This is a genomic window from Posidoniimonas corsicana (assembly GCF_007859765.1).
GTDB classification, from domain to species: domain Bacteria; phylum Planctomycetota; class Planctomycetia; order Pirellulales; family Lacipirellulaceae; genus Posidoniimonas; species Posidoniimonas corsicana.
In genome coordinates this window covers 937,507-961,371 of the sequence record NZ_SIHJ01000001.1, presented here as the reverse complement: position 1 = coordinate 961,371, position 23,865 = coordinate 937,507, and the positions used below count along the sequence as shown (strand labels likewise).

The 23,865-nt window shown below is 66.0% G+C and carries 20 protein-coding genes, 1 tRNA gene and 1 pseudogene; 3 read left to right on the top strand and 19 right to left on the bottom strand.

What is annotated here, in order from left to right; genetic code table 11:
- Positions 1-4: 4 nt before the first annotated feature.
- Positions 5-2,779, bottom strand: coding sequence for a cytochrome P460 family protein (locus KOR34_RS03575; RefSeq protein WP_146562265.1), 2,775 nt, complete (start codon positions 2,777-2,779; stop codon positions 5-7).
- 404 nt (positions 2,780-3,183) lie between these two features.
- Here KOR34_RS03575 and KOR34_RS03570 point away from each other — a divergent pair.
- Positions 3,184-3,256, top strand: a tRNA-Glu gene (locus KOR34_RS03570).
- Positions 3,257-3,313: 57 nt separating this feature from the next.
- On the opposite strand, the gene KOR34_RS03565 is transcribed toward KOR34_RS03570, so the two are convergent.
- The 12 genes and pseudogenes from KOR34_RS03565 to KOR34_RS03510 form a co-directional block, all read right to left on the bottom strand.
- A complete protein-coding gene (locus KOR34_RS03565; RefSeq protein WP_228714643.1) occupies positions 3,314-3,934 on the bottom strand; it encodes a tyrosine-type recombinase/integrase in 621 nt (206 codons plus the stop codon).
- 310 nt (positions 3,935-4,244) lie between these two features.
- A pseudogene (locus tag KOR34_RS03560) lies at positions 4,245-4,655 on the bottom strand (transposase); the annotation flags it as partial.
- A gap of 20 nt (positions 4,656-4,675) precedes the next feature.
- Positions 4,676-5,074: a transposase gene (locus KOR34_RS03555; protein WP_146562260.1), complete on the bottom strand. Its 399-nt coding sequence runs from the start codon at positions 5,072-5,074 to the stop codon at positions 4,676-4,678.
- Positions 5,075-5,537: 463 nt separating this feature from the next.
- Positions 5,538-6,032: a hypothetical protein gene (locus KOR34_RS03550; RefSeq protein WP_146562258.1), complete on the bottom strand. Its 495-nt coding sequence runs from the start codon at positions 6,030-6,032 to the stop codon at positions 5,538-5,540.
- 10 nt (positions 6,033-6,042) lie between these two features.
- Positions 6,043-7,062, bottom strand: a complete 1,020-nt coding sequence (locus tag KOR34_RS03545; RefSeq protein ID WP_197531108.1) for a DUF1559 family PulG-like putative transporter — start codon at positions 7,060-7,062, stop codon at positions 6,043-6,045.
- Positions 7,063-7,108: 46 nt separating this feature from the next.
- Entirely contained in the window at positions 7,109-8,278 is a 1,170-nt protein-coding gene (locus KOR34_RS03540) for a permease (RefSeq protein WP_146562254.1), read from the bottom strand.
- 634 nt (positions 8,279-8,912) lie between these two features.
- Positions 8,913-9,359 (bottom strand): MerC domain-containing protein, encoded by a 447-nt coding sequence (locus tag KOR34_RS27425; RefSeq protein ID WP_449301097.1) that lies wholly within the window; start codon positions 9,357-9,359, stop codon positions 8,913-8,915.
- Between the two features lie 220 nt (positions 9,360-9,579).
- The gene (locus tag KOR34_RS03530; protein ID WP_197531107.1) at positions 9,580-10,407 is read right to left on the bottom strand and encodes an all3515 family Zur-repressed PEP-CTERM protein; all 828 of its coding nucleotides are present in this window, start codon (positions 10,405-10,407) and stop codon (positions 9,580-9,582) included.
- A gap of 261 nt (positions 10,408-10,668) precedes the next feature.
- Positions 10,669-11,361 carry a PEP-CTERM sorting domain-containing protein gene (locus KOR34_RS03525; protein ID WP_146562248.1) on the bottom strand — a complete coding sequence of 231 codons (693 nt, stop codon included), beginning with the start codon at positions 11,359-11,361 and terminating at the stop codon, positions 10,669-10,671.
- Between the two features lie 32 nt (positions 11,362-11,393).
- Positions 11,394-12,317, bottom strand: coding sequence for a hypothetical protein (locus tag KOR34_RS03520; protein WP_146562246.1), 924 nt, complete (start codon positions 12,315-12,317; stop codon positions 11,394-11,396).
- Between the two features lie 20 nt (positions 12,318-12,337).
- A complete protein-coding gene (locus tag KOR34_RS03515) occupies positions 12,338-13,411 on the bottom strand; it encodes a DUF1559 family PulG-like putative transporter (protein ID WP_197531106.1) in 1,074 nt (357 codons plus the stop codon).
- Between the two features lie 636 nt (positions 13,412-14,047).
- Positions 14,048-14,509: a Fur family transcriptional regulator gene (locus KOR34_RS03510; RefSeq protein WP_146562242.1), complete on the bottom strand. Its 462-nt coding sequence runs from the start codon at positions 14,507-14,509 to the stop codon at positions 14,048-14,050.
- Positions 14,510-15,188: 679 nt separating this feature from the next.
- Here KOR34_RS03510 and KOR34_RS03505 point away from each other — a divergent pair.
- The gene (locus KOR34_RS03505; protein WP_146562240.1) at positions 15,189-15,590 is read left to right on the top strand and encodes a hypothetical protein; all 402 of its coding nucleotides are present in this window, start codon (positions 15,189-15,191) and stop codon (positions 15,588-15,590) included.
- Positions 15,591-15,660: 70 nt separating this feature from the next.
- Here the strand turns inward: KOR34_RS03505 and KOR34_RS03500 are convergent, their stop codons facing one another.
- The 4 genes from KOR34_RS03500 to KOR34_RS03485 form a co-directional block, all read right to left on the bottom strand.
- Positions 15,661-15,885, bottom strand: coding sequence for a hypothetical protein (locus tag KOR34_RS03500; RefSeq protein WP_146562238.1), 225 nt, complete (start codon positions 15,883-15,885; stop codon positions 15,661-15,663).
- 1,641 nt (positions 15,886-17,526) lie between these two features.
- Complete coding sequence (locus KOR34_RS03495; protein ID WP_146562235.1) at positions 17,527-17,730, bottom strand: hypothetical protein; 204 nt, start codon at positions 17,728-17,730, stop codon at positions 17,527-17,529.
- Positions 17,731-18,282: 552 nt separating this feature from the next.
- Positions 18,283-19,764: a sulfatase gene (locus KOR34_RS03490; RefSeq protein ID WP_146562234.1), complete on the bottom strand. Its 1,482-nt coding sequence runs from the start codon at positions 19,762-19,764 to the stop codon at positions 18,283-18,285.
- 99 nt (positions 19,765-19,863) lie between these two features.
- Positions 19,864-20,223, bottom strand: a complete 360-nt coding sequence (locus KOR34_RS03485; protein WP_146562232.1) for a winged helix-turn-helix transcriptional regulator — start codon at positions 20,221-20,223, stop codon at positions 19,864-19,866.
- 87 nt (positions 20,224-20,310) lie between these two features.
- Here KOR34_RS03485 and KOR34_RS03480 point away from each other — a divergent pair, with 87 nt between their 5' ends.
- A complete protein-coding gene (locus KOR34_RS03480) occupies positions 20,311-20,757 on the top strand; it encodes a cupin domain-containing protein (protein WP_146562229.1) in 447 nt (148 codons plus the stop codon).
- Here the strand turns inward: KOR34_RS03480 and KOR34_RS03475 are convergent.
- Both KOR34_RS03475 and KOR34_RS03470 read right to left on the bottom strand, forming a co-directional pair.
- The gene (locus tag KOR34_RS03475; RefSeq protein ID WP_146565799.1) at positions 20,747-21,673 is read right to left on the bottom strand and encodes an ABC transporter ATP-binding protein; all 927 of its coding nucleotides are present in this window, start codon (positions 21,671-21,673) and stop codon (positions 20,747-20,749) included. The two genes, KOR34_RS03480 and KOR34_RS03475, sit on opposite strands and share 11 nt — an antisense overlap.
- Positions 21,674-21,720: 47 nt before the next feature.
- Positions 21,721-23,796, bottom strand: coding sequence for a hypothetical protein (locus KOR34_RS03470; protein ID WP_146562227.1), 2,076 nt, complete (start codon positions 23,794-23,796; stop codon positions 21,721-21,723).
- Positions 23,797-23,865 lie beyond the last annotated feature (69 nt).

Below are 23,865 nucleotides of genomic sequence, written 5' to 3'. Positions count from 1 at the left end.
TCCGCTACTCCTCTGGTTGATCGGGCGCGCTGGTCGCGCTCGCGATCGGAAGTTTCCAGTCTTCGATCGGCGTTCCGCTGAAGTCGGCGTGGCTCAGCAGGAAGTACAGCCGCTGGGTTGCGGGGCCATCTGGCGCGCGGTCGAACAGGTTCTTCAGGAAGTAGGGCGGCAACGCCTGGTAGTGCAGCGTTGCCCGCACCTCGAGCCGCGTCCGGTCGACTCCCGCCGGCAGCGCGACCCGGTAAGCGACCTCGTCCGTTCCGCTGCCGTCTTGGTAGCGCGGGTCGTCAGCCGCGCCGCCGGTGGGGTGCGTGGCCTGCAGGTACCGGCCCGTCAACGCGGACGAGGGGCCCATCGGCGTCCACCCACGTGGCAGCAGCCGGTTGTCCTTGATCGTGTTGCAGCCCCGCAAGAAACTAGTGGTGAACCGGCCCTCGGCGTTGTGAAGCAGAGACTCGTACACCTGCACATGATCCTCGCGGGTGATCTCCTCGTGGTGGGGCTGGCTGAGCTGACCGCCGGCGGCGTGGTCGTCAAAGAACTCGGTCTCAAGCGGCTCGCCCGCCGCGTCGACGATCACGCCGACCGAATTGGTCCGGCCCGAACCCCATACCACCCGCTCCTCCCCACCCTGCTCCGCAGGCCGCTCGATCACCAGCAACTCCAGGAACGCACGGCGGAACCCAACCCCGGTCGGGAATCGGTGCCCGGCCTTGTTCCGGACCGTGACGTTGGCCAGCAGGTCCTCGTCATCCAGCCGGCTGCTGAGCGAGAGTTCGGCCGTCTCGTTGCGGGCGGTGTTGAGGAAGTTGCGGCGGGCGTTGTCGATCTCCAGCTTTGAACCGGTCATGTAGTCCTGCGTCCGCACGCCCAGCACGTCGTCGAACTGCTCGAACAGCTCGATTAGGAACAGGTTGAGCCCCGAGAAGTTGTGCCGCGCGTAGCCCTCCTCACGGACCTTGACCTCAATGTCCTTGTGCGCGGCCAGGTTCTCGGCGTCCGGGTAGGTGGTGTCCTGGATCACGGCCATGCGGGTTGGCAGGCCGTCGAGCGCCAGATTCCGCTCGTCGTCCCGTAGCCCGCGAGACATGTGGCAGTCCTGACACGACTTGGCGTTCGGGTTGTCGACCGCAAACTCGTTCTCGAACGAGCTGTTAAGCCACTCGAGGTAGGTCGCCTGCTCGACGTGGTGGTGGAACGCCTCGAACTCGCGCACCACCTGGCTGTCGTTCAGCTCGTCGGACTCGTGCTCCGCGATCGGCTTGTCGACCGCCGGCAGAGTGACCGTGTGGCACACGCCGCACATCTGCGAGCTCTGCAAGAACTCGCTGTGCTTGGGCGTGATGCCCAACGCGTGCTGCATCGGGTAGGCAGCGATCTCCTCGTCCTTGAACGGGCCGTACAGCTCGTTCGGCGGGCCGAGGTACAGGTTGCCGGTGACGGAGGTCTCGAGGAAGAACTGCAGGTAGGGGCGGTCGTCGCCCTCCGGCTGGGGCCTCCGCTGCATGCGGTGGCAGACCATGCAACTGATGCCATCCCGCGCGAGGGCGCCAAAGCGGGCGTCGCCCTCGCCGATCGCCTCGTCTTGGCTTGCCGTTGCTTCACACAGGTCGAGCCCGAACGTGTCGCGGTCGCCGGCGCTGCCCGCGGCGTGAAACTCGTGCCGCCCCATCGCGCCGTGGCATTTCAGGCAGGTGTCTTCCAGCACGGCTGAGAGCCGCGTCGCCTGCTCGGGGTGCTCGTCGAACTCGGCGGCGAGCATCTGCTGCTCGCTCTCCAGCTGCGCTAGGAAGACCGGGTCGCGTCCTGCTAGTCCCATGGGCGTCCACTGCCACTCGCCGTGCGGCGAGATGTTCCGCCCCTCGGCGCCGTAGGCAGCGCTGTCGCCGGTGGGCAGGAACATGGTGGGTCCAAACGGCTCCATCAGCCCGGCATGGCAGCTCATGCACTGCTTCGCGGTAACGAACTGTTGTGGGTTTTCCGCGCACTCCTTAGCGACCCAGTCGTGAGTGATTGGCGGCAGGTCCTGAACCGCGCCGCGGCTGACGGGGGCCATCGACGTGAAGAACGCGACAAAGTCTGGGTTAGCGGTCGCCTGGCAGGGCGACATCCCGCCCGACTGCGTGCAGCTAGGGTGCCCGCCGGAGGAGGCGGCGGCTGCCGTTAGGCCTGCGGATTCGCCCTCCCCTTCCTCGGGCTTGGAGGGCTTGCGCCACGAGTCGTCCACGCGGAACACGATCGGCTCGCCCGGGTAGCCTTCAATGTTGCGCAGCGAAGCGAACGTGAACTCGTTCTCCGGGCTGGACGGGTCGACGCCGGGCGAGCGGGTCGACGCGTGGCACCGCAGGCAGTACAAGCCGAACCCAGAGATCGGGTGCGAGAAGTCCGCGTGGTTGTCGACCACCTCCTGCTCGGCGCCCGGGTTGCTCCAGAACCACCCGTCGTGCGAGCCGCGAGAGTCCTTCACCATAATGGTCCACGATTCGAGCGAGTCGCGGAGCTGTTCCTCGGTCTTACCCGCGTGCCGGGCTGCCGGCGGCGGGTACTGCTCCTTCACGATCACCGCCCCGTCGGGGATCGCCCCCTGACGGCCCCCTTCTAGCCATGCGACCACCTCCGGCGAGTAGAACACCCGCACCGCGGGGTGCGTGCCGTAGTAGAGCCCGTTGATGTAGGGGCCGGTGTCCCGCAACGCCTTGTCACGCTTCCAGCCCAGTTCGACGTACCGGCGGTCCTTGGCGAACGCGAACAGTTCCTCCTCGAAAGCTGCGACCGACATCTCGCTCGGCTGGGGTAGCTCGGCCGGCGATCCTGCTTCGAAAGTTGCAACCGCAGGGCTCGCCGCGCCATTCTCGGTCGCCGGCGACCGGTCCACGCAGCCCGCCGCTGGCGGCAGCAGGCAAAGGGCCAACCAGATACAACTGTGGCGAGATTCTGGGCGTTTCACTGCGGGCGCGAACTCGGGGATGACAAACTGCACAAACGACCTATTGTAGCCGCGTCCCGCAGAGGGAAAGGGCGCCGATTGACTGCCCCGGTGTGTCCGCTCCGCCCGGGGCCTGGTTGGGGCTTGTGCGGTCGCGAAACGATCGGCATACTGGTGAATTCTTGGAGTGAGCGGGCCCGCCCATAGCGGCCCCCTCACGAGCCGGATCACTAGCCCGGCGTTCTCGAGATTCAGCTGCCCCGTTCGTCTAGTGGCCCAGGACACCGCCCTCTCACGGCGGAGACAGGGGTTCGACTCCCCTACGGGGTACTCTCTGCGCCTGCACACTCTCGCAGGCAGCGGCACAGCCCAGTAAATCCCCGAGAATTACGGCGGCGGGCTTTTCGCTTGCGACTCGGTGCGGCTGCTTGCGTGCGCCTGCTGCGCTGCATTTTGCGCTGCTTCGCTGCCCTTGGACTGATCGTCGCCGAGCCCTGCGCCACGCAAGTAGTCGTTCTCCGTCACCGATAGGTAGTGCTTGTTCACGATCTCCGTCGAGTTGCCGATCGAACGGCAGACGACGTGGAGGGGAAAGTCTGCCGCCAGCTCGGTCTGTCGCGTTGCCCGTAAGTTGTGAAACAGCTTGGGCCACGCGGGGATTCCCGCCTTCTCAAGGATGCGTTGGAACTGCGTTCGGAGGTTGGCATTCCCCGTGCGGTGGTGAGAGATAACGTGCTCCGAGCCGGGCTCTGCTTCATTGAAGGCCGCCTCGAGATGTGGCCGCAGCTCGGGGAATAGCGGTATTAGCCGCGACTCCCCGCCCGCGTGGTGGGCAGTCTTGGGGCTGGGCACGGTGATCCTGTGATGCTCCCAGTCGATGTGACCCCACTTCAGTGCCAGGTGCTCCGAGGGGCAACGCAGCCCGCCGAACCTTGAGAGCGCGAAGATGAGCTTCCACTCGACGTCGGGGCATGCCTTAAGCACCTCGCTGGCGGTATCGCGGGTGATGAAGTGCCCCCGGCTCGTATTGACCTGCTGTGGGGTAGGAAGATCAGCGAATGGGTTCTCAGGAATCAGGCGACTCTTACCGCGGTCTCGAAGAACTGCCTGGCTCGTCGCACCTCGCGACTGACGGTCGCCGCGGAGTACGTGGCCAGCAATTGCCGCCGCCAGCGGTCGGCATCCGCAGACGTTACCGATGCAACTAGCTTGTTGGGGCCGAAGTAGTCCACCAGTCGCTTGCGGGTCGTTCGGTAGTTCCTGAGCGTGTTGGGTTTCAGAGAGCCACGATCAGTCTCTAATTCTTCTAGAGCCAGTTTCAGAACCTCCTGATGGCGATCACTAAGCAGGCGAGCTTGAGGAAGCCGTGGAAGAGATGAGCGTGTCGCTCGTGGCGAACGACGAGCCTCCGGAAGGCATGCAGCCAGCTGATGGTGCGCTCGATGATCCAGCGTCGCTTGTAGCGTCGGAGCTTCCGCTTGTCCTGCGTGTCGGGGCGGACGCGTCCCCGGCGGTGGGGGCAGATCAGGTCGATGCCGAGCGTCGACAGGCGACCGCGGAGCGGGTCGCTGTCGGCGGCCCGGTCGTAGACCAGCTTGTCGGGCACGTGCGAGGTGATCGCCGAGAAGAGCAGCGGCTCGATGAGCTGCACCTCGGCACGATTGGCCGACTCGATATCGATGGCCAGGGGGAGGCCCTGACCATCGGCCAGAATCATCACCTTGGTCCCCTTGCCGCGGCGGGTCTTGCCTAAGGACTTACCCCTTTTTTAGCCGAGGCGAACGTGCCGTCGGCGAAACCCGCTCTCCAGTCGACCTGGCCCGCGCGGTCGAGTTTGCCAATCAGCCGGCGCCAGGCCTTCTCCAGCACGCCCGACTCGGTCCACTCGACAAACCGCCGCCAGCAGGTCGGGTACGACGGGAACCTGTCCGGCAGGTCCTTCCAACGGGCGCCGGTGCGGCGCACCCACAGCACGCCCTCGAAGCAGGCCCGCGGGTCACGCCGCGGCGGGCCGCCTTTCGCGTTCGGCTTAGCGTTGGCAAACAGATCAGCAATCAGCCGCCAGTGCTCGTCGCTGAGCTCTGGCCGCAACTCGTTCGTATCGGGCTCCGTCCTGGACCCCGCGCTCACGCAGGATCGATCCGTCATCAGAGGTCTCCTTTCGAAACCTCCTACGGAACAACCGAACCCCCGGTCTAGCTAGCAAGTGAGGCTTTTGAAACTGGCTCTAGTAATTCGGGGACTCACCGGTGGCCACGAGCTTTGCGCCGGCGTAGTCGCAGCGCTGAACAGTCGCCCTCTGAGAACATCCAGCTTGCCGGATCCGTGGTTCGGCAAATCGGGCGTAGACACATTGATCGAACAATCAGCCGCGTGAGTTCGCAAGGACAGTAATCCAGTGAAGGCAATTCAATCCTAGTAGTGGCGAACTACGCGACACGTACAGCGGTTGGCTCAGTTTCAGTGTTCTGGGTGTGCCACGTTAGCTATGTCTGTTTCAGCTGCGAAACGACTTAGGCGTCGATCGCCACCGAGAACGATTCGCGAGTCGAGTGATGTTCGCATTTGGTGCCTCTACCGGGACCGCCACAATTACGCGTGCGAGCCGTTGTCACATGGAATCGGGCGCACGTTTAACGGGGGCGGCCTCGTGAGCGTCTACCGTCAGAGACAGCTCGTTGTCAGACTCCTTCACGGTGCAGCGAAGGTCGGTCGAGGTGCGGCTTGCGTACCGCAGCGAGACCCTGTGGGGGGCGCCCGCGTGCTCGGCGTGTTCGGGGCCCAGGGCGCGGGCCCGTTCCGGGCTCAGCGGCTGGACGTGCTGGGTGACCAGGACCGAGTACTCGCCGGCCGCGGCGCCGTCCTGCGCTGCGTAGGTGCCCACAACAAACCGCCCTTGGCTGTCGATCCTGCCGCGCGCCGACGGCCCGCCGGCGTCGGGTATCAGCTCCACATAGCCCGACCGCACCGGGCCGCCGTCGGAGAACCGGGCGACTCCGCTGACAGGGTAGGTCCGCGGATGATCGGTCCCGCAGCCGGCTACGCCGCCCAGGGCAAGAATGAGTATAGCGCCCAGGCGGGCGGTGGCCGCTGTTCGTCCAGCCATTCGCGCCACGCTAACGGACATCGCCACCCTGGTAGTAAACCGGTTCCAATTCAGCTTCGTCGTTCCGCCGGCAGAGGGACTGCAGGACGTCGACTTCCACGAAGTTGTTCACCAGCCTCACCGAGCCGTCGGCCAGCACAAACGGGCATACCCCCGGGTGCCAGCTGCCGAACCCGATCACCGGCACCGACCGGTCCTCCGGCCCGCGGGCGAGCGGGATGCCTTCGCCGCCGATGCGTGCGAAGGCCGGCAGGTCCTTGCCGTTGTACATCGGGCCGTTCTCCGGGACCTGGGCGAGGCGGTCCGCCGGGATGTGCATCTCGCCTGCGAGGGCCGTCTTGCTGGCGCCGTCGACCAGGTCCTTCATCCGGATCCTGTCGGTCCAGTCGATCGGGCCATCGGCGCCGCACTTCGGCCGGCTGGAGATGATGACTCCCCCGCCGTTGCCCCCACGCCAGTAAGAGAAGACGTCGCCGTACGAGCCGCCGGTGAAGTCGCCGTGGTTGGCGCCGTAGTCGCCGATAGCGCCGCTGATGAGCGTCACCATCTCGGTCGTGCTGCAGCCGCATGGGAAGGTCACCTCGGCCTCGACAACGCTAGACGGGAGCACCGCTTCGGCCAGGCTCCTTCGCGTGGGGCAGATGTAGCTCTCGGGGGTGTGCTCGCGGACTGCTGGGTCGTGGTCCTCAAAGGGTCGGTACAAGTCCCACTTGGAGTAGGCGTTGGCCTCTTCTATGTACGGAAGGATCCTTGCCAGCCACGAAGCCTGGGTGCTCTCGCAGGCCGCGTCGCCCCAGTCGTTACGGGCGCGGAGCCGGGCGGGCGGGAACGCCTGCACCGCGTCGAGGTGGTGAAGCGTCGCCAGCCCGATCGACCGGAGGTGGTTCTTGCAGCTAACCAGCCGCGCCGATTCCCGCGCGGACTGAACAGCGGGGAGTAGCAAGCCGATGAGCACGCCGATGATTGCGATCACGACCAGCAGCTCAACGAGCGTGAATCCGCCGCCGCGACGAATGGGGCTTCTGGGCATCTGTCGTTTCGTGTCCGGGAGCGTGGGCGCCTGCTTGGTGACCATTCTAGTTGGCGTCTTGGAATCGCGTCAGCATCGACTCGCGCTGATCCAACAAGTTCGCGACAGGTTTCGCCGATCTACGGAAGACCGAACTGGGGCCGAAGCCTGCTCTCCACGCAGACATCGATCTCAGCGCGAGCCCCACGACAACCATAGTCGGAATCCACCGCCACAAGGGCGCCCCGCTGTGCGTCGCGTCGGCTGTCTCTCCCAGAACCGCGGCATCCAGGGCATGGACGTGCCCGTGAGCAGGTGCCGCCGTTAGCTCGGCCGACGGCGACGCCGTCACCAACGAGGTCGCCGCGCCCGCGGCCAGGGCGATCGCCACGAGCATCCCGGCGTAGAACAGCGCCGTTCGGGCGCCCATCGCGGTGCGGATGGCGTTCAACTCGCCCAGGTTCGTGGCCGGGCCGGCGACCAGAAACGCCACCGCGACTCCAGGGTCAACGCCCTTGGCGATCAGCCCGGCCGCAATCGCCATCGCCGGCACGGAGCATGTGTACGCCGGCAGAGACACGGCTATCGCCGCCAGGAGAGCGAGAAGGCTCGGGTGCCCCAGCCATCCCTCAACCCATCCTCCGGGGAGGAGCGCCATGACCACCGCGGCTACCGCCAGGCCCACCAGCAGTGAGCTGCTTACCTCCGTCCCCAGTTCACCAAAGGACCACCGCAGCGCGCGCCGCAGCCGACCGGCGCCAGAGGGGGTCGACGCGCCGCAACCACAACCGCAGGGCTTGTAGGCGGCGCCGGATTCGGCGGGCGAGCACAGCCACAGGTTCCCAACCACGCCGATCGCGATTGCGCCCGTGATGGCGACCGTGCAGTACCAGCCCAGCAGCACCGGTCCGAGCAGCCCCCAGCCAAGCAGCACCGTCACCGGCGAGATGGCTGGAGAACTGGTCATGAACGCCAGCGCTGCCCCGGTCGAAGCCCCGCTACGCCGGAGGCCGATCCCCAACGGGATGGTGCTGCAGGAGCACACCGGCAGTAGCGACCCGACCCCAACCGCCCAGAGGATCGGACGCAGTCCGCCGCCGCCGACGCGCCGCCGTAGCACGCGCTCTGGCACAAACTCGTGGAGCAAGCCAGCGGCGACAAACCCCAGCACCACCAGCGGCGCCGACTCTACGAGGGCGGCCGTAAAGGCGACCCAGAAATCATCTAGCAGCGTCATGATACGTAAGCCCCAAGCGGAGTCGCAGTTCCCCCCGCACTTGTGTTCTGAGATCGCGCGTGTGACGTCGCGCGCAAGTGCGGAACGATGGCAGTCCGGCCGCGCGCCGAAGTGGGCACGCGACTAGGCGGTTGGGGGGCCCCGAGATAGAGGCAGACGCGACGTGCTGGCGGCGTGCACTTGCGCAGCCCAGCCGATCTCCGCTAGCGGATCTGGGCAGGCGTCAGGCTGCGAAGCCGCAGCGGGGACCGCAGAGTGGAAGTGGTCGAGCAGATCGCAAACCACGCACGCGTCGCAACTGCCACTACCGCTTCTTGGTTCGAACGTGGGGCTGTCGTGCTGCTCCGTTGCGGGAACGGCCCCCAACGTCCGGTGCACGCAGCAGTGGCAACCGTCGCAAGCAGGAGCGGATGACGCGCTCCGGTCCCTCGGCCGCTCGTGCTCGCAGCCAAGCAGCGTGTGCAGACCCGTCCCCAGGGCGCCGACAACCAGCACCTGGGCGAGGGTGATCCAAACCGTTGTCTGAAAGAGTTTGCGGTACATACTTGCGATGGCGATCTGATACTGCAATTGTCTTGCAACATCGCAGCCAAAGCAAGCATTTAAGGGCGAGCCGGTCGAGAATCAATCACATCTAGCCTGCCGCGCCCCCGCGGCAAGCGCCATGCTCGCAGCAGCACGATTTCCGATGATTAATCAGGTGAGCAGACACCAGCAGCAGCCCGCCCAGAGGAGTCATTAGAGGGCCGGCTGGGGCCTGCTTCGTGGGAGGCGAATCCAAAATGCTGCACGTGTCCGCAGTGCAGTACGACTCGCAGCCGCTCTCCGCGAGGGCGGAACCTGTGGAAGGTGTGTCTCGCCGAGGACAGCACCCGTCATCCAATGCAAATGAAGCGACGAGCAGCGATGCGACTCCTAGTCCGCCTAGCACGGCGGGCAAGAGAGACCGGTGTCGCCGCCAGCCGGGAACGAATGCGCCGAGCGCGAGCACAAGGCAGACAACCGCCATGCAGCGGTGAAAACTATCGTCCGCCAACCAAGCGAGTCCGAGGCTCGGCAGCGAGGCGACTACCAGAGGCATTGCAGCACAGTGGATGGCGCAGCCAATCGAAGCCGCCATCCCAGTCCAGTCCGCCCAGAAATTGGGCCTGTAAACCTGAGTGTGGGAATTAAAGTCCATTCCGTGACTCCGGTAGTCGCGTGTGGTAAACAGCTTGGTTGCAGCGTCTGAGATCAGTCAGTGTCGGGGTCGACCTGCTCCACGCGGCGTTGGCCACGTGGAGCAAGCCGGCAAACCCCGACTACCTGCTACGCCGGGTTAGAGTCGCGGCCCCTAAAAGGCCAAGACCGGTCAACAGCGCCGTGGTTGGTTCGGGAACCTGTCGCACGTCGATGAAGAAGCTGCCCGAGTCGCCGAAAGCCCCGGACGGGTCCGTGAGCCGGAACTCGGCCCAGTAGTCGCCCGCCGGCGCGCTCTCGTCGACCCACAGGACCGGCGTGAAGCTGAACATCTCGTCCCCCTCTCCAAGATGGATGTCCCCCCCCACGGGTAAGGCGCTGGGGTCTGTGGGAGACCCGACGTTGAGCCACGGCGAGCTGGTTCCAACCAGTTCCAGGTGAATGTCGGCGGCGTCGAAGGGGCCGTCCCACCGGTTGCTGCTGCTGTGGTAGAGCGCGTCCACCTCCGCGATGCCCGTGTTGGCTAAGACGTGCACGTTCTGGATCTCGAGGTCCGAGTACTCAACACCGGGATCGCTAGCCAGGACGTTGCGGCCGGCATAGACGCCGGCTCCCGGAGTCAGCGCGAGCGGCGCCTGCAGCGTGTAGCCCTCCGGCAGTCGGTTGTTGGCGTTCGTCGAATTGAGCGTGGGCGTCGCCGACGGGCCCGAGTAGCTGTACGAGCCGATGCCGTGGTAGTGGTTCCCATGACTGAGCAGCAGCGTCAGCCGCCCGTTGTTGGGGTTGTCGGGGTACGCGCCGCCTCCGTCGGAGTCGGGCGCCGTGTACGGATCCGTGCGGCCGTCGATTCCGACGTAGTACTTGCCATCGTACTGAGCGAGGGCCATCTCACAGGCAAGCACGGCTGCAACAGTTGCGGCGACCGCACGAAACCCAAAGTGCATCTTCATCAGCGTTCTCCAGAAACAAAGCAGACAGTAGGAAAGTGTCGCGACCGCGCCGCAACCCATCCGGCCGGCAACGCCGACCGACATGCACATGCTACTGTCTTGCAATGATTTTGCAAATGCGCCCACTGTGTTTTATCGCGAATTGGGGCCCGCCAGTCACATCGACGCTGGCTCCAGTACAGCGCATAGAAGACGCCGCCGCGGCTTGATAGCCGCGGCGGCGTTACCGATTGGATTGCACGCAGGAACGCAGCGTAGCGGTCAGCGTCGACGGCGACCGCAGACAACCGCGGCGCCGATGCTGGCCAGCATCAGAGAGGCCGGCTCAGGGATGATTGCCGTAAAGGCGCCTACCGCCTCCTCAAACACCACCTCATCGAGACCACGGTTGAAGACAATGTAGAACGGTTCGGAGTCGGCGATGCCCGGCTTCGGCTGCATGCTGCTGTCGAAAGCGGTAAGGGAGAGCAGCAAGCCGTACGCGCCGGTCGGCGCGGTCGAATTGATGGCGAAGTCGATATGGGTGTGGACATCGCCTGCGGAGTCGGCCTGCCCGATAAGCCCGCCGGCCGCCAGCGTGCCCGCGTCAACCGTTATGTCGATCCCGCCCGCGTTGCCGAGCGCCATGCTAGCGGAAGTCGCAGCAAACGCCGAGCCGTCGTGGTAGTTCAAGGGACCGAGCACCTTGTAGCCGATGATGTCGCCCGGGTCGACGCCCAGGCCCTCGTCTACTTCCGATCCGAAGCCAGGGTCGTCGGTTTCGTCCGGGCCGCCAGCGAAATCGCCGAAGTCGCCCTCGAAGACACGCCCTTCGTCACCGAACTCGATGGCGATCCTTCCCGACTCGTAGGTGAACTCGATATCACCATGATCGTGTTGTGCGAATGCGAGATCGCTGGCTAGTGCGATTGACAGAGCAACGGCCAGCAGCCGTAGGGTGTGAAGGCGTAACATTAGTCATACTCCAAAGGTGAGAAACGAAAGAACTAGTTGCCGATTGGTCTCCGGCAGGTCGACACCCACACTGCACAGCAGGCAACCAACGCCAGCACCGTCGTTTCCGGTTCTGGCGCGGCCGTAGGTGTGAGCGAAGCTGAGCTACTCGACGAAACGCCGTAGTTATCGCGCCAAAGTTGATAGTCAGTGGCGTCGACGGTCCCGCCGTTGCCATTGCCGCTGAGGACCGAGGGGTCTTCGGGCTGTCCCAGGTTGTCCCTCCACACGGTGTAGTCGGCGGCGTCCACAGCGCCGTCGCCGTTGAAGTCGCCGGGCAGCAGGGGGGAGCTCAGCAGCGCGACGAACGCATCGATCGCCTGTCCGAACTCGCCGGCGCCGAGCCCGAAGTTGAACACCACGAAGAACGGCTCTGAGTCGGCAACGCCAATGGCGTCAGTCGAGAGGTTCAGCTTAAGACCATACGCCCCAAAGGGCGGCGTTGGCGGCGCCGCCTCAGGGAGCGGCTCCAGGTAGAAGTCGACGTGCGAGTGGAAGTCGCCCCCGCCGCCGGCCTGATCGATCACGTTGGCAAGTGGCGCGACGCTGCTGCCGAACTGCTCGCCGGTGGAGTTATCGACAACGGTGTCGGGGCCGGCGTTGTTATCGACACGGATCCGCACCCAATCAGGCGGGCCGGCGAACGACGCCCCGTCCCAGAATCTGAGGTCGTCTAGCACGTTGTAGGTGATCAGGTCGCCGGAGTTGACCCCCAGGCCGATGTCGGTCTCCGAGGCAAATCCGGGGTTGGCGTCAAATTGCTGGAAGAACCCCGAGGTGGCGAACTCGCCCGTGGCGACGCCCTCGTGCTCGGTGTTGACCTCAATTCTTCCCTCGTCGTACCAGAACTGGATATCGGAATGGCCGCCCTGCCCGCTGGCGTCTTGGCGCGCGCCGGCCATCATCAGCAGTGCCATGGCTAGGTAGAAAGTCCTCATCATTCCTCGCTCTCTCCCCCGTCGCGACTGCCCAGGGCCCACCAGGCCCGCGGCGACACATCGTCGTTGATGAACTCGACGTGCCCGTCCGCCATCACAACGTTCACGCCGCCCGGGTGGTGGCTAGTCGGTGTGACAGCGAAGTCGCCGTTCGGGTCAAGGTTTTGGAAGTGGCAGTGGTGGGTGTTCGGCGGGTTCAGGTGCATGTAGGTGGGACCGGTCGGCGCCCACCCCGAAATCCACGCCCGCCCAAGGTAGGCTGACGCTACCGGGTCGGAGTGGGTGGACCCGGCCCCACAACGGTCTTGCAGCATCGAGAGCGTGCGGGCGGAGGCCGTCACGTGATACGACTTGAGCTGCTCTGGCGCGTTTCGCACCGCCTCGAGCGTCGCCCCTGTTTGGATCAGCCGCTCGGCGATAGCCGCGGTATTCGACGCGCCATCGGTCACCCGACGCAGACTCACGCGTCCCTTCGGGTGCCAACTCGCTGGGCTGCCTGGGTTCACCAGCCCTATCAGCCCGTTGTACGCCCCCGGAGAGGGTCTCTCGCCGTCGTAACCGGTCGCGGGGCTGGGCCAGCCCGCGTTCGCTGCGTAGCTGTCCGAGGCCGGGTTGGACGAGCCCATGATCGTGGCGTTGTCGTGGGTAACCGCGTCCGACGGGCACAGAAAGCCTTCGATCACCGTAGCGGCCGCCGCCGCGTTAGGGTGGGACGCGTCGATCGGCGCGCCGCTCGAACAGTTGCCCGACATGTTAGCGTCGAAGTCAATCGAATCGTATAGGGTCCCCTCTTCGATGAAGGGGAGGATCCGCGTCTGCCAGCTGTAGTAGCCGGCCCCGCAGTCGCCGCCCTCCTGCCGACCACTGCTGGTCTGGTTGACGGGGAAGCCTCGGTGGGTGTCGTGATGGTTCAGCAGCGCAAGCCCCAGTTGCTTCAAGTTGTTCTTGCAGCTTGTGCGCCGCGCCGCTTCACGGGCGGACTGGACGGCGGGCAGGAGCATGGCGATAAGGGCGCCAATGATGGCGATCACCACCAACAACTCCACGAGCGTAAAGGCGCGTGTGGGACGCATGAGAATCTCCGACGCGTGCGCGTTGATTCGACGCGTACTAAGCGACTCGGGGAGGGCAACCGATACGACGGACGCGCGAGCCAAATCGCGCAGACGCATACAGTGAGAACGCCAGCTAGGAAGAAACCTGCTGGGGCGGCCCGCGTGGGCTCCATGCCTCATGCGCGGCAATCGCGGATGGCGCATCGTAGGCGGGTGAGAAGTCCTCGGCGAGCCTGCGATCGAGCGTCGCCGCCAACGGCGGCGCGTACCCCATGCTCAGCTGACGAAGGACATTGCACGCAGCGCACTCGTGCCCGTCGGCGCCGGATCCGCCGGATCGCCACTGCCGGCGTCCATCCGAGTCGGTGCCGGCAAGCGCGGAGCCGACCGTGTGGTCATGTCCACAAACGCATGTTGAGCGGGTCTCGACGCCGAAGGCCGGGGACGTCCGAGGCGCGCAGCAGTCGTGATGCGTGTGGAGGGAATGCCCACACGCGGCTAGCAACGCGTACAGCGCAGCTAGCCCCAAGGCGGTCGGCTTGGCAAGGCGGGCGTTCACGGAAACGACTTCTGCAGGTCAGAACCGCGGCGCCGGCTTGGCGCCACGAGACCGGATTATTGCCCAGATGCAATCAAATTGCAAGACCTTTGTCCTCAGCCAACGCCCAGGCACGCGCCACAGTGGCCCTTCAGGAGCACCTCGGTGATCTCGCCCAGCTTGCTGCGTCGCGGACCACGACTTGGCGAGAGGCTGAACGTAAAGTCTTCCAGGCACGAGACTTTCCCGCAGTCAACGCACATGAAGTGCGGGTGCTCCATTTCGCTCTCGCCGTGACCGGATCTCAACTCGAACCGACGCACCTGGTCGCCCAGATCGAGCCGGCTAACCAACCCCGCGTCGGCAAGCTCTCCGAGACAGCGAAAAACGGTCGACTGGTCGAACCCAAAGTCGCGAAGCTGCTCAACAACCTCCGCGTGGCTTACAGGCTGGCCGGCGAGCGCGAGCCGCTGCATGACGGCGACACGGGCAGCCGTGCTGCGGAGGCCCACGCTCTTCAGCAGTCCTTTGGCCCAACCAACGGAGTACTCGGAGTCTTGCGGGGATGGCTTCTTCATCGATCCGGGCTGCGCGAATTGGAGAGGTACTGCTCGCGTACCAGCATAGGAAATGTGCAAGTGCATTGCAAGTAAGCACGCCCCCTGGGGCTGGCGGCTAGACTTCATAGCGCCGAGCCACCGATAAACCAGTCAGACCGTCGGCGCTTCCCATTGTCTGGCTCCCTTCGATTCCGCCTCCACCGCAATCTGGTTGCGCTCGCTCGCGTGCAGGCGCGGGTTCGGTTCTCGGTTCTGAGGACGCCGCCGCGACTTCCAATGGACCAGCCGCCCCGGTGTTACGCGTGCTTGACGGCGACAGGCGCTGATCTCCCACGTGCCGCCCGGGGGTTTGACCGAGGGGTTTTGTCCAAAAACACGCGCGGAGGGGACAAAACTCGGGGCGTATTTCTCCCCAATTGTTGACTTAAGTCGTTCTTAGGAAGGGGCTTAGGGGGGATCCTCGGGGTTGGGGGGAGGAGGGTTTTGTCCGATTTTCGTCGGCCGCGGGGGACTCAATTCCGCTGCGGTTTGACGGCCGAGCACGGGGTGCAGAACTGGCCCTTCTTGCCAGTAGATCGCGCTGGGTGGCCGGTTTCTACTGAAAGATTCCGAGAACAGGACCGGCTGTGTAACGAATTTGACCTGGCCAAGGAAGCCAAAGCCCCACTCTGCCGCCGCACTGCCAGCAAGCTGGACAGTGGCACCAAATAGCAGTGCCACCAGCCGTGCAACCCGTGACGCCGAGCACGAACTGCGGCGGACCAGCATCGGCTTGCGGCTGAGGGAAGCCAAGCTGCAGTGGCACGGGGTCCGACTACGGCAGCCCGATTGGGGCGACTCGTCCCGGAGCATCGCGCTCGGCGGCGAACTAGCCCGCGAGCGGCTCGCCTTCCACTTCATCCTCAACGCCTACTGGGAACCGCTGGCGTTCGACCTGCCCACGCCGGGCGCCAGTCGCTGGCGGCGCTGGATCGACACGGCCCGCGAGTCGCCAGACGATATCGTGCCGTGGGACGAGGCGCCGGAGGTTCTTGGAGACTCGTACCACGCGTCGGACCACTCGGTTGTCGTCCTGTTCGCCTCGAGCGATCCGAGCTAGGCGCGATTCCAACCGGCCACGCCCTGCCGCCACCCGCGGGGGCTGTCGTGCGCGGCCTCGACAAGGTCGCCTACCGGTTCCAGCCGCCGTACCAGTGGTTCTGGTACGCGCCGGGAGTGCTCACCGACGGCTGCACCGGCTTCTGAATCCCCATGCCCGGCATGGCGCCGATGTAACCGCCGCCCGGATTGGCCGTGTACCCCACATTGCCCTGAACCTTCCGTTGCTGCACGTAGCGAGACTGACCCGTCAGTACCGCGTCCGGCTGGCTCGCCGCGACGGTCCTGAGCAGCACTGCTACCACTGCAGTTGTTCAAAAATGAGCCACCCGGTTGGCTAAGGCTGGGCGGCGGTGGCCGCCGATACCCATGTAAAGCGATTGCAGAGGGGGTCGCGGTCTCAACCTGCCCGGCGAGACCGGACCCCCTCTCTTTTCTTGCTGTGCCCGCTTCTCTTGGCGCCCGGCGGCGATCTCTGCCCGGGCGTTGCTTGCTCCTCCGCGTTGGCTCAACTGCTTGGCGGTGCGCGCTGGCTCGCGATCTCGGAATCACGCGGAGCGATTGGCCTCAGGCTGTTAATGCATGCTTGCAGAATGGGCTTTTCCCGTGCCCGCAAAGCGTGATTCCCGCTAAGGTCACGCTGGGAGTTATTACGATAATCATTAGCGCACAAACGATAGTTTCTGGTGGGGACCGGACGCCGTAAGGCAGCAATGCCGCCCGGGCAGGGCGGCGTCCTTTCCACCGCCCAGCGAATCGCCCGCGTCGCCGGCCATGGTCCTTCGGCCGTCGGCGCGGGCGGCTCTGGTTTCTAGGTGAGACCGCGCGACTCTTCATCGCTCTTAGCGGTCGCGATCCAGCAGCAAGGCTTTGGCTGGCCGCCGCCCTGACTGCTTTACGTGCGGGCGCTGCGCCCGGGGTTTTGTCCGAAACGTTTTGTCCAAAAACACACGCGGAGCGGACAAAACTCGGGGCACAGCTCCGCCTTTATCTATTGCTTAAGCCGCTCTTGAGAAACGACTTGCGGCGATTCCTGCGGGCTGGGCCGGCGGGGGTTTTGTCCGTTTTTGGCCGACGCGGCGGACACAACCCGGACCGCCGTCAGACGTTCCTCGAGCCGACACCGCGTTCCGGAAAGGTCGACACGGTGCCCCCGGCAACCGTTCATTGGACCGCGCTGGGTGGCCGGTTTCTACTGAGAACCGCTGCGTAATTCGCGGCGTGTGCGGGACGAATCGCAGCGGCCTCTGCGGGGCGCCTGCGGAAGGGCCACGAAGCGAATCCTCTCAGAAAGTCCCGCTACGCGCCTCAGATTTCACGCTCATGCAACCGGATTTGAATCCAGTTGCGCGTGGCAGCCGCGGGCGGCGCCGGGATTCACTTCGCACTAACAGCAAGCCGGGATTGGCTCCTGTCTGATGCCCGCGGAGTGCTGCCGCTGCCCGCAAGGCTGCGAGCTTCAGGTGGGCGCGGCACGCGCTTCGCACTCCTGCGTAGCCAGTTGTCCTGCTCGTCTAACCCCTCCAAGAGTTCCCCCCATGGATGCACCGTCAACTGTCCTTGCGCGCGTCAGGCGCCTGCGGGGCCGCCTGGCGACCACCGCGGCCCAACTTGAGTCAGGCCCCTCGGAGAAGCTTGATGCCCTGGCGAGCATTGAAGCACGGCTCGACCGGGTCGTGGCAGACGTCGCGCTGATTAACCGCTGCGGTCGTCGGAATCGGCAACGAGGTCAGACCGCTTGAGCAGATCGCGGTGACGCCGCCGTGGCGTCGAGGCAGCGCCCACTGTCATGTCGTCAGGAAAGAGACTAATGGGTGCCCACTCGAGCGCGTGGAGAGTGACGCTTAGCCACGGGAGGCTACAAGCAAGAGAGTGCAGAGGGAGCAGCAGTGGCCAACTGATCTTCTACGCGGAGTGCGTTGTCCCCTCCACTGGCTTTATCCATCGCCAATTCCATTCAGCTTCTCGTACTCATCTTCTAGCAGCCATTGTTTAGCAGATTCGTAGTCTTCGGCATGGAAGACGATGTTTCCTCCCTCCTGTGGATCGACGACGTCGTAGGTGTTTCCAATCTTCTGTAAGAGTAGCAAGTAGGGAGGGTACAGTCCGCCATCGGCCCAAACTTCATACCAGTCGTTCATGATGTGGAACTCGTTCGTGCGGACCTTCGGGCGCCACTGGCTACGCGCAGTGTGAGCGAAGACGGCGTTTGCTCCTGGCTCAGTACTGGAAAATCGCCACGGCCGAGGTTGGTCACCCAACGTTCTCCGCCCACGTATCAGCGGCTTTGTCGATATCGCCTATACGCTCTGTTTTTTCGTCACTCGGCGGAACAGGTTCTCGATAATCCACATCGGCGAGAGTTCCATTGCAAGAACGTCGAGAGTGTTTCGATGCTGTAGTTGCAATCCATGCCAGCATGGTTGGCATGAGCATACACGACGTCGATGTTCGCTTTGCCGTCTTGAAGGAACGCAGCCAGTAGTTGCTGAGTCGCCTAATAGGTCATGCTTCGAAAGAGCTCAGCACTCATCAATACACCGGGAAAAAACCACACGGAAACGGAATAGGCGTATGGATCCAAACGAACGCCGACGCCTGACGCTGTCGGTTTTGTCCGCCCACCCCGTTGCCGCCCGCTTCGTCGATTTGGGCACCGCAACGGTCGCCCGACCTCCTAGCGTCGCCCTGCCCTACCGCGCCGGTTTGGCTTCCGGGTGCGAGTACAGGATCTCCAGCAGCTCTTTGACCACCTCGGGGCGGTGGGTAGCCAGGTTCTCGGTCTCAAGGGGGTCCTGCTGGTAGTCGTACAGCTCCAGCTCGGCCGTGTCGGGGTCGGCGCCGGGGCGTTTCCACTCGACCAGGCGGTAGCGGTCGGTGCGGATGTTCCGCCCCACGCGGTTGCGGCCCCGTTCGTACACCGCGTACGCGTGGTCGCGGACGCGGGCGGTTGGGTCGCGCAGCACGGGCGTCAGGTCGGCGCCATCGATCGGCTGTGGTCCGGTCGGGGTGGGCAGGCCGGCCAGCGCGGCGAGCGTCGGGTAGAGGTCGACCGTTTCGGCGAGCTGGTCGGTGGCGGTCGCCGGCTGCGTGACGCCGGGCGCGACGAACAGCAGCGGGATCCGGTTGGCCTGCTCGTAATTGGTGTGCTTGGTCCAGTAGCCGTGGTCGCCCAGGTGCCAGCCGTGGTCGCCCCACAGGACGATGAGCGTGTCGTCCCTCAAGCCGAGCGCTTCGAGCTCGTCGAGCACCTTGCCGATCTGGGCGTCGATGTAGCTGACCGACGCGTAGTAGCCGTGCATCATCTGGCGGGTGAGGTCGTCGTTCAGGCGGCCGTTGGCCGGCAGCGGCGCGTAGTTGGCGACCTCAATTCCGCCCTTGCCCGCAAAGCGGGGCGCACCGGCCGGGTCGGCGCGGAACACGGGCATGGCGAACTGCGCCGGGTCGTACAGGTCCCAGTACTTCTTGGGCGGCGTGAACGGCAGGTGGGGCTTCACGAAGCCGAGCGCCAGGAAGAAGGGCTGCTGGCGGTCCTTGGCGGCGCGCAGCCGCTCGACGCCTGCCTGGGCGATCCGGCCGTCGGCGTAGGCGTCGTCGGCGGCGTCGACAATCTCCCAGGCGGCGCCGCGGGGCAGCTTGCCGATGCTGCCCAGCCGCTTGTTCTCGAAGAAGGCCTCCTCGCGGGTCAGCTCGCCGCCGGTGCTGTCGGGGTCGAGGTACTCCACCACCGGCTCGATCTGCGTGGGCACGCTCCAGGACGCCTGGTCGTCGTGGTTGCCGTGGCCGGTGTGCAGGATCTTGCCGACCGCCTCGGCGCGGTAGCCGTGCTGCTTGAAGAACTGCGGCAGCGTAACGGCATTGGGGACCGCCGCGCGGAAGTTGACGCTTAGGTTGTAGATGCCCAGCGACGTGCACCGCGATCCGGTCATCAGCGCGTTGCGCGACGGCGCGCACACCGCCTGGTTCGTGTACGCCTTGTCGAACCGCAGGCCGCGGTCGGCCAGCCGGTCGATGTTGGGCGACTTGGCGAGCGTGTCGCCGTAGCAGCCGAGCGTCGGCTTGAGGTCGTCGACGCAGATCAGCAGCACGTTGGGCGCCGCGGCGGCGGGGGCCGCTACGACCGTCAGCAGCAGGACGAGCGGGATCAGGGCGGGAGTGAATCGGAGGGCAGGCATTGATCGAAAAGCGGTGGGGCTCATGGCGGCTCGCGGGAGGAGGGTCGGCGTAAGCCTGCAGGATAACCCAAACGGGCGGCCGAGTCGCCCGGCGGCGGGTCAGCCCTTCTTCCCGCGGCCCTGCGGCGCCCGCATGGTGCCGGGGAAGTGCGCCTCGCCCCAGCGGGCGACGCTGAGCACCAGCTTGCGGAGGTCCTCGCCCTGGGCGGTCAGGGAGTAGAGCGACCGCCGGCCGTCGGCCCGGTCGGGCTCGCGCCGCAGGTAGCCGGCCTCGGTGAGCATCTTCAGGCGGTCGGAGAGGATGTTCGACGCGATCCCCTCGGGCGAGCCGAGGAACTCGTCGAACCGCTGCTTGCCGAGCACCAGGTCCCGCACGACCAGCAGCGTCCATTTGTCTCCCAGCAGGTCGAGCACGCAGGAGATGGGGCAGTCGGAACGGCGGGGCGGGAGCGGCGGCATAATATCACTTGCGTTTCGCAAGTAAGATGGCTAGGTTGTGGTTACTTGTGGTTTGCAAGTTAATTCTAACCCACGGGAGCGTTGCAGATGAGTCAATCTTACACGCAGGCGGACGCCGGGCCGATGAGCGGGTGGAGCGGGTTCCGGTTCCAGTTCGGCGACAACCCGCCGGCGCCCAAGCGGTTCTTGAAGGGTGAGCTCGGACTGACCGGCATGGAGGTGTCGCTCAACTGCATGCCGGTCGGCGCCGGCATGCCCTTCCTGCACACGCACCAGAAGAACGAGGAGGTCTACCTGTTCCTGACCGGCGAGGGCGAGTTCCAGGCCGGCGACCAGGTGCTGCCGATCACGCCGGGCGCCTGCTTCCGCTGCTCGCCGGAGCTGCCGCGGGCGTGGCGGAACACGGGCCCGACGCCGATGGAGTTTGTGGTGATCCAGGCCGAGGCGGGCGGGTACTCCGGCCAGGGCCAGATCGCCGACGGCGAGGTGGTCGCCGAGCCGCCCGCCTGGAAGCGGGCCGCCGCTACGCCGTGATGCCCTTGGTGAGCGTCATGAACGCGGTTTCCAGGTCGATCTCCTTCTCCGCGAGGAGCTGCACGCGGTAGCCTTCGGCGACCAGCTTGGCCGACAGCTCGGCCGGGTCGCGGGCGCCCTCCTGCAGCGTGGCGTGCAGTTCCTCGCCGATCGGCTCGACCGACTCGACGATCGGCAGCGAGCGGAGCGACTCGGCCGCCTGGTCCTGGTTGTCGGCCACGCGGACGCGGATCACCAGCTGCTTGCGGAGCAGGCTGAGCAGGTTGTCGACGGTGTCGTTGTAGACCAGCTCGCCCCGCTCGATGATGCCGACCTTGTTGCAGATGTCGGCCAGCTCAGGCAGGATGTGGCTGCTGACCATGATCGTCTTGCCGAGGCCGCGGAGCCGCTTGAGCAGGTTGCGCATCTCGATGCGGGCGCGGGGGTCCAGGCCGCTGGCGGGCTCGTCCAGCAGCAGCACCTCCGGGTCGTGCAGCAGCACGCGCGCCAGGCCCAGCCGCTGGGTCATGCCACGCGAGAGGCTGGTGGCGAGCGCCTCGCGTTTGAACTCCAGGTCGACCAGGCCGAGCACCTCATCGCACTTCTTGCGGCGCTCCTCGCCGTTGATGCGGTACGCGGCGGCGAAGAACTCGAGGTACTCGATGACCTTCATGTCGTCGTACACGCCGAAGAAGTCGGGCATGTAGCCGATGGTGCGGCGGATCTCCTTCGGCTTGGTGTAGATGGAGTGCCCGGCGACGTACGCCTCGCCCCAGGTGGGGGTGAGCAGCGTCGCCAGGATCCGCATGGTGGTGGTCTTGCCGGCGCCGTTGGGGCCGATGAAGCCGAACACGTCGCCGCGGCAGAGGTTGATGTTGATCTCGCGGATCGCGAACAGCTCACCGTACTTCTTGGTGAGGCCGCGGGTCTCGATCATGGTCTGGCCGGCGTCGCGGTCGGGCTGGTCGTGGTCGCTCATGGCAGTCACTGCGGTGGCTCGGTGAGGGGCGGGCCGAGGAAGCGGTAGAACGCTCCCTGGCGCTCGCTGGGTGTTTCGAGTGGTTCGCCGTCCCGCTGGATCTGACACTGCGGGCCGGCGGCCCGCGCGACGACGATCGGCCTGCCGGCGGCCAGCGCATGGCTGAGGTCGGCGCCCGGCTGGGTGGGCGCGGGCAGCGGCGAGAATTCCTCGCCGCCGAGCGCCTCGTAGAACATGAGCAGGTACGCGATGGCCGGCAGGCTGAGCTGGTCGGAGCTGAGCCGCCGCTCGCCCTGCTGGTCGCCGCCGAAGTCCTTGAGCACCAGCGTGCGGAGCCGCGCGTGCGACAGGCCGGCGTCCACCGCGGCGACCTCGCCCGGCGCGAGGTCGGGCAGCCGCCAGGCCCAGTTGCTGGCGATGAGCTTGACGTCGGTCAGCGTGAGGTCGGTGTTGTTGGTCAGCATCCCCTCGACCAGCCCGGTGCCGGTGGGCGAGAGGTCGAACGCGACGGCGGGTTGCTCTTCTACGAGCCAGCGGGCGGCGAGCGGCTTGCTGGCGCGGCGGTTGATCGGCACGCCGCTCAGGCCGGCCAGCGTGGGCTGGGTCTCGTAGCGGGTGTCGCCGGCCAGCAGCGAATCGGCCGAGGTCTGCATGCCGCCCAGGCCACGGCCGGGCAGGCCAAACCAGCTGAGGTAGCCGCGGCCGCCCTGCCCCGCCCCGGGCGTGACGCAGGCCAGGTCGTACAGCCGCGCGTCGGGGCTGAACAGCTGGGCCCAGCAGGCGCCGCGCTGCAGGCCGGTCTGGCTGTCGACGTCGACCAGCTCGAGCTGGTTGATGCGGACCTCCTCGCCGGTGGAGGCTTCGCCCCACCAGGCCGCGCCGCCGGCGACGCCCACCGCCACCAGCGGGAACACGATCCACGCGGTGGTCATCCGCCCGGTGACGTTCTTGCCCAGGTAGTACGCGCCCGGACCTAAGAGCAGCAGGTACGCGCCGACCGCTGCCACGAGCATTAAAATCGAGACCGTCTGCACCCCAGCGAAACTAGCGCCGAGGCCCACGTGCACCGCGCCGATCAGGTCTGCGTAAGCGGTGGCAACCAGCTGGCCGCCGCCTGCAGCGCCTTCTTCCGCTGGGTCGTCGGTCTGCAGCAGCAGCGTGCGGAGCCGCCCGGCGTCCTTCCACTCGGCCAGCGGCTTGGCGTTCAGGTCAAAGGCCGTGTAGGTCACCGACCCGAACCCGTGCAGGCTGCGGACCACCAGCGGCATCTCGCTGGCGCGGCCGCCGGCGTACAGCTCGACCACGCCCGACACCCCACCCAGCCGCCCGACCGCGAGGCCGCCGAATGGCGCATCGATCGCTTCGTCCGAGCCGACGTAGTCCTCGATCACGCCCGTATTGGCGAGCGCGACCGTCTCGACGAACTCGCCCGGGGAGAGCATCCGCAGCGGGCCGGCGGGACCGACGAGCGCCTCGGCGTGCTGCCCGCCGCCGATCAGCACCCGACCGCCGGAGCGGACCCAGGTCTGGATGGCGGCGGAACGTACGGGGGTGAGTTCGGAGAGTTGTTCGGCGGTGAGCCCAGAGAACACCAGCACGTCGACGCCCTCGTACGCGAGCCAGTCGGTCGGCAGGTCGGCCAGCGGGACCTGCCGGCCGGCTTCGATGATCAGCGGCGTGGAGGCATCCAGGCCGCGGACGGGAGAGCGGAGGTCCTGGCCGCTCCGCCAGTGGTCGACAACCTGGTCGCCATCGAGCAGCCGCACACGGAGGGTCGCGTCGCGGCGGCCGACCCGCGTGAGCGTGTGGGTCCGACCGGAGGCGTCGGGCGCCGGTTCGCTGGCGACTACCGCCGGCGCGCCCTGCCCGTCGGGGGCGACGACTTCCAGCCTGGGCTTGGCGAGCGCCTCGAGCCCTTCAATCTCAACCGACACCGGCGCCCAGGTCCCCAGCTTGTACTGGCCGGCGAAGCCGATCGACACGCTGGCGATCTTGGCCGGCTCGGCCGCACCTGCCGGCAGCGCGCACGCCGCGGCGAGCAGCAGCGGCAGCGCGGTGAATTGGAAGAGCCGGGGCGGCATAGGCGTCAGCGTGGTGCGGGGAATCACTTATTGTGTACTACGCACCGGGGGGCGCCAAGTTCCAGCGGC

Excerpts from the sequence above, each read along its gene's own strand:
- KOR34_RS03575 (WP_146562265.1), bottom strand. The coding sequence starts at position 2,779 with ATGTCGGTCGCAGCTTTCGAGGAGGAACTGTTCGCGTTCGCCAAGGAC.
- KOR34_RS03555 (WP_146562260.1), bottom strand. The coding sequence starts at position 5,074 with ATGACGGATCGATCCTGCGTGAGCGCGGGGTCCAGGACGGAGCCCGAT.
- KOR34_RS03550 (WP_146562258.1), bottom strand. The coding sequence starts at position 6,032 with ATGGCTGGACGAACAGCGGCCACCGCCCGCCTGGGCGCTATACTCATT.
- KOR34_RS03545 (WP_197531108.1), bottom strand. The coding sequence starts at position 7,062 with ATGCCCAGAAGCCCCATTCGTCGCGGCGGCGGATTCACGCTCGTTGAG.
- KOR34_RS03540 (WP_146562254.1), bottom strand. The coding sequence starts at position 8,278 with ATGACGCTGCTAGATGATTTCTGGGTCGCCTTTACGGCCGCCCTCGTA.
- KOR34_RS27425 (WP_449301097.1), bottom strand. The coding sequence starts at position 9,359 with ATGCCTCTGGTAGTCGCCTCGCTGCCGAGCCTCGGACTCGCTTGGTTG.
- KOR34_RS03530 (WP_197531107.1), bottom strand. The coding sequence starts at position 10,407 with ATGAAGATGCACTTTGGGTTTCGTGCGGTCGCCGCAACTGTTGCAGCC.
- KOR34_RS03525 (WP_146562248.1), bottom strand. The coding sequence starts at position 11,361 with ATGTTACGCCTTCACACCCTACGGCTGCTGGCCGTTGCTCTGTCAATC.
- KOR34_RS03520 (WP_146562246.1), bottom strand. The coding sequence starts at position 12,317 with ATGGCACTGCTGATGATGGCCGGCGCGCGCCAAGACGCCAGCGGGCAG.
- KOR34_RS03515 (WP_197531106.1), bottom strand. The coding sequence starts at position 13,411 with ATGCGTCCCACACGCGCCTTTACGCTCGTGGAGTTGTTGGTGGTGATC.
- KOR34_RS03510 (WP_146562242.1), bottom strand. The coding sequence starts at position 14,509 with ATGAAGAAGCCATCCCCGCAAGACTCCGAGTACTCCGTTGGTTGGGCC.
- KOR34_RS03495 (WP_146562235.1), bottom strand. The coding sequence starts at position 17,730 with ATGAACGACTGGTATGAAGTTTGGGCCGATGGCGGACTGTACCCTCCC.
- KOR34_RS03490 (WP_146562234.1), bottom strand. The coding sequence starts at position 19,764 with ATGCCTGCCCTCCGATTCACTCCCGCCCTGATCCCGCTCGTCCTGCTG.
- KOR34_RS03485 (WP_146562232.1), bottom strand. The coding sequence starts at position 20,223 with ATGCCGCCGCTCCCGCCCCGCCGTTCCGACTGCCCCATCTCCTGCGTG.
- KOR34_RS03480 (WP_146562229.1), top strand. The coding sequence starts at position 20,311 with ATGAGTCAATCTTACACGCAGGCGGACGCCGGGCCGATGAGCGGGTGG.
- KOR34_RS03475 (WP_146565799.1), bottom strand. The coding sequence starts at position 21,673 with ATGATCGAGACCCGCGGCCTCACCAAGAAGTACGGTGAGCTGTTCGCG.
- KOR34_RS03470 (WP_146562227.1), bottom strand. The coding sequence starts at position 23,796 with ATGCCGCCCCGGCTCTTCCAATTCACCGCGCTGCCGCTGCTGCTCGCC.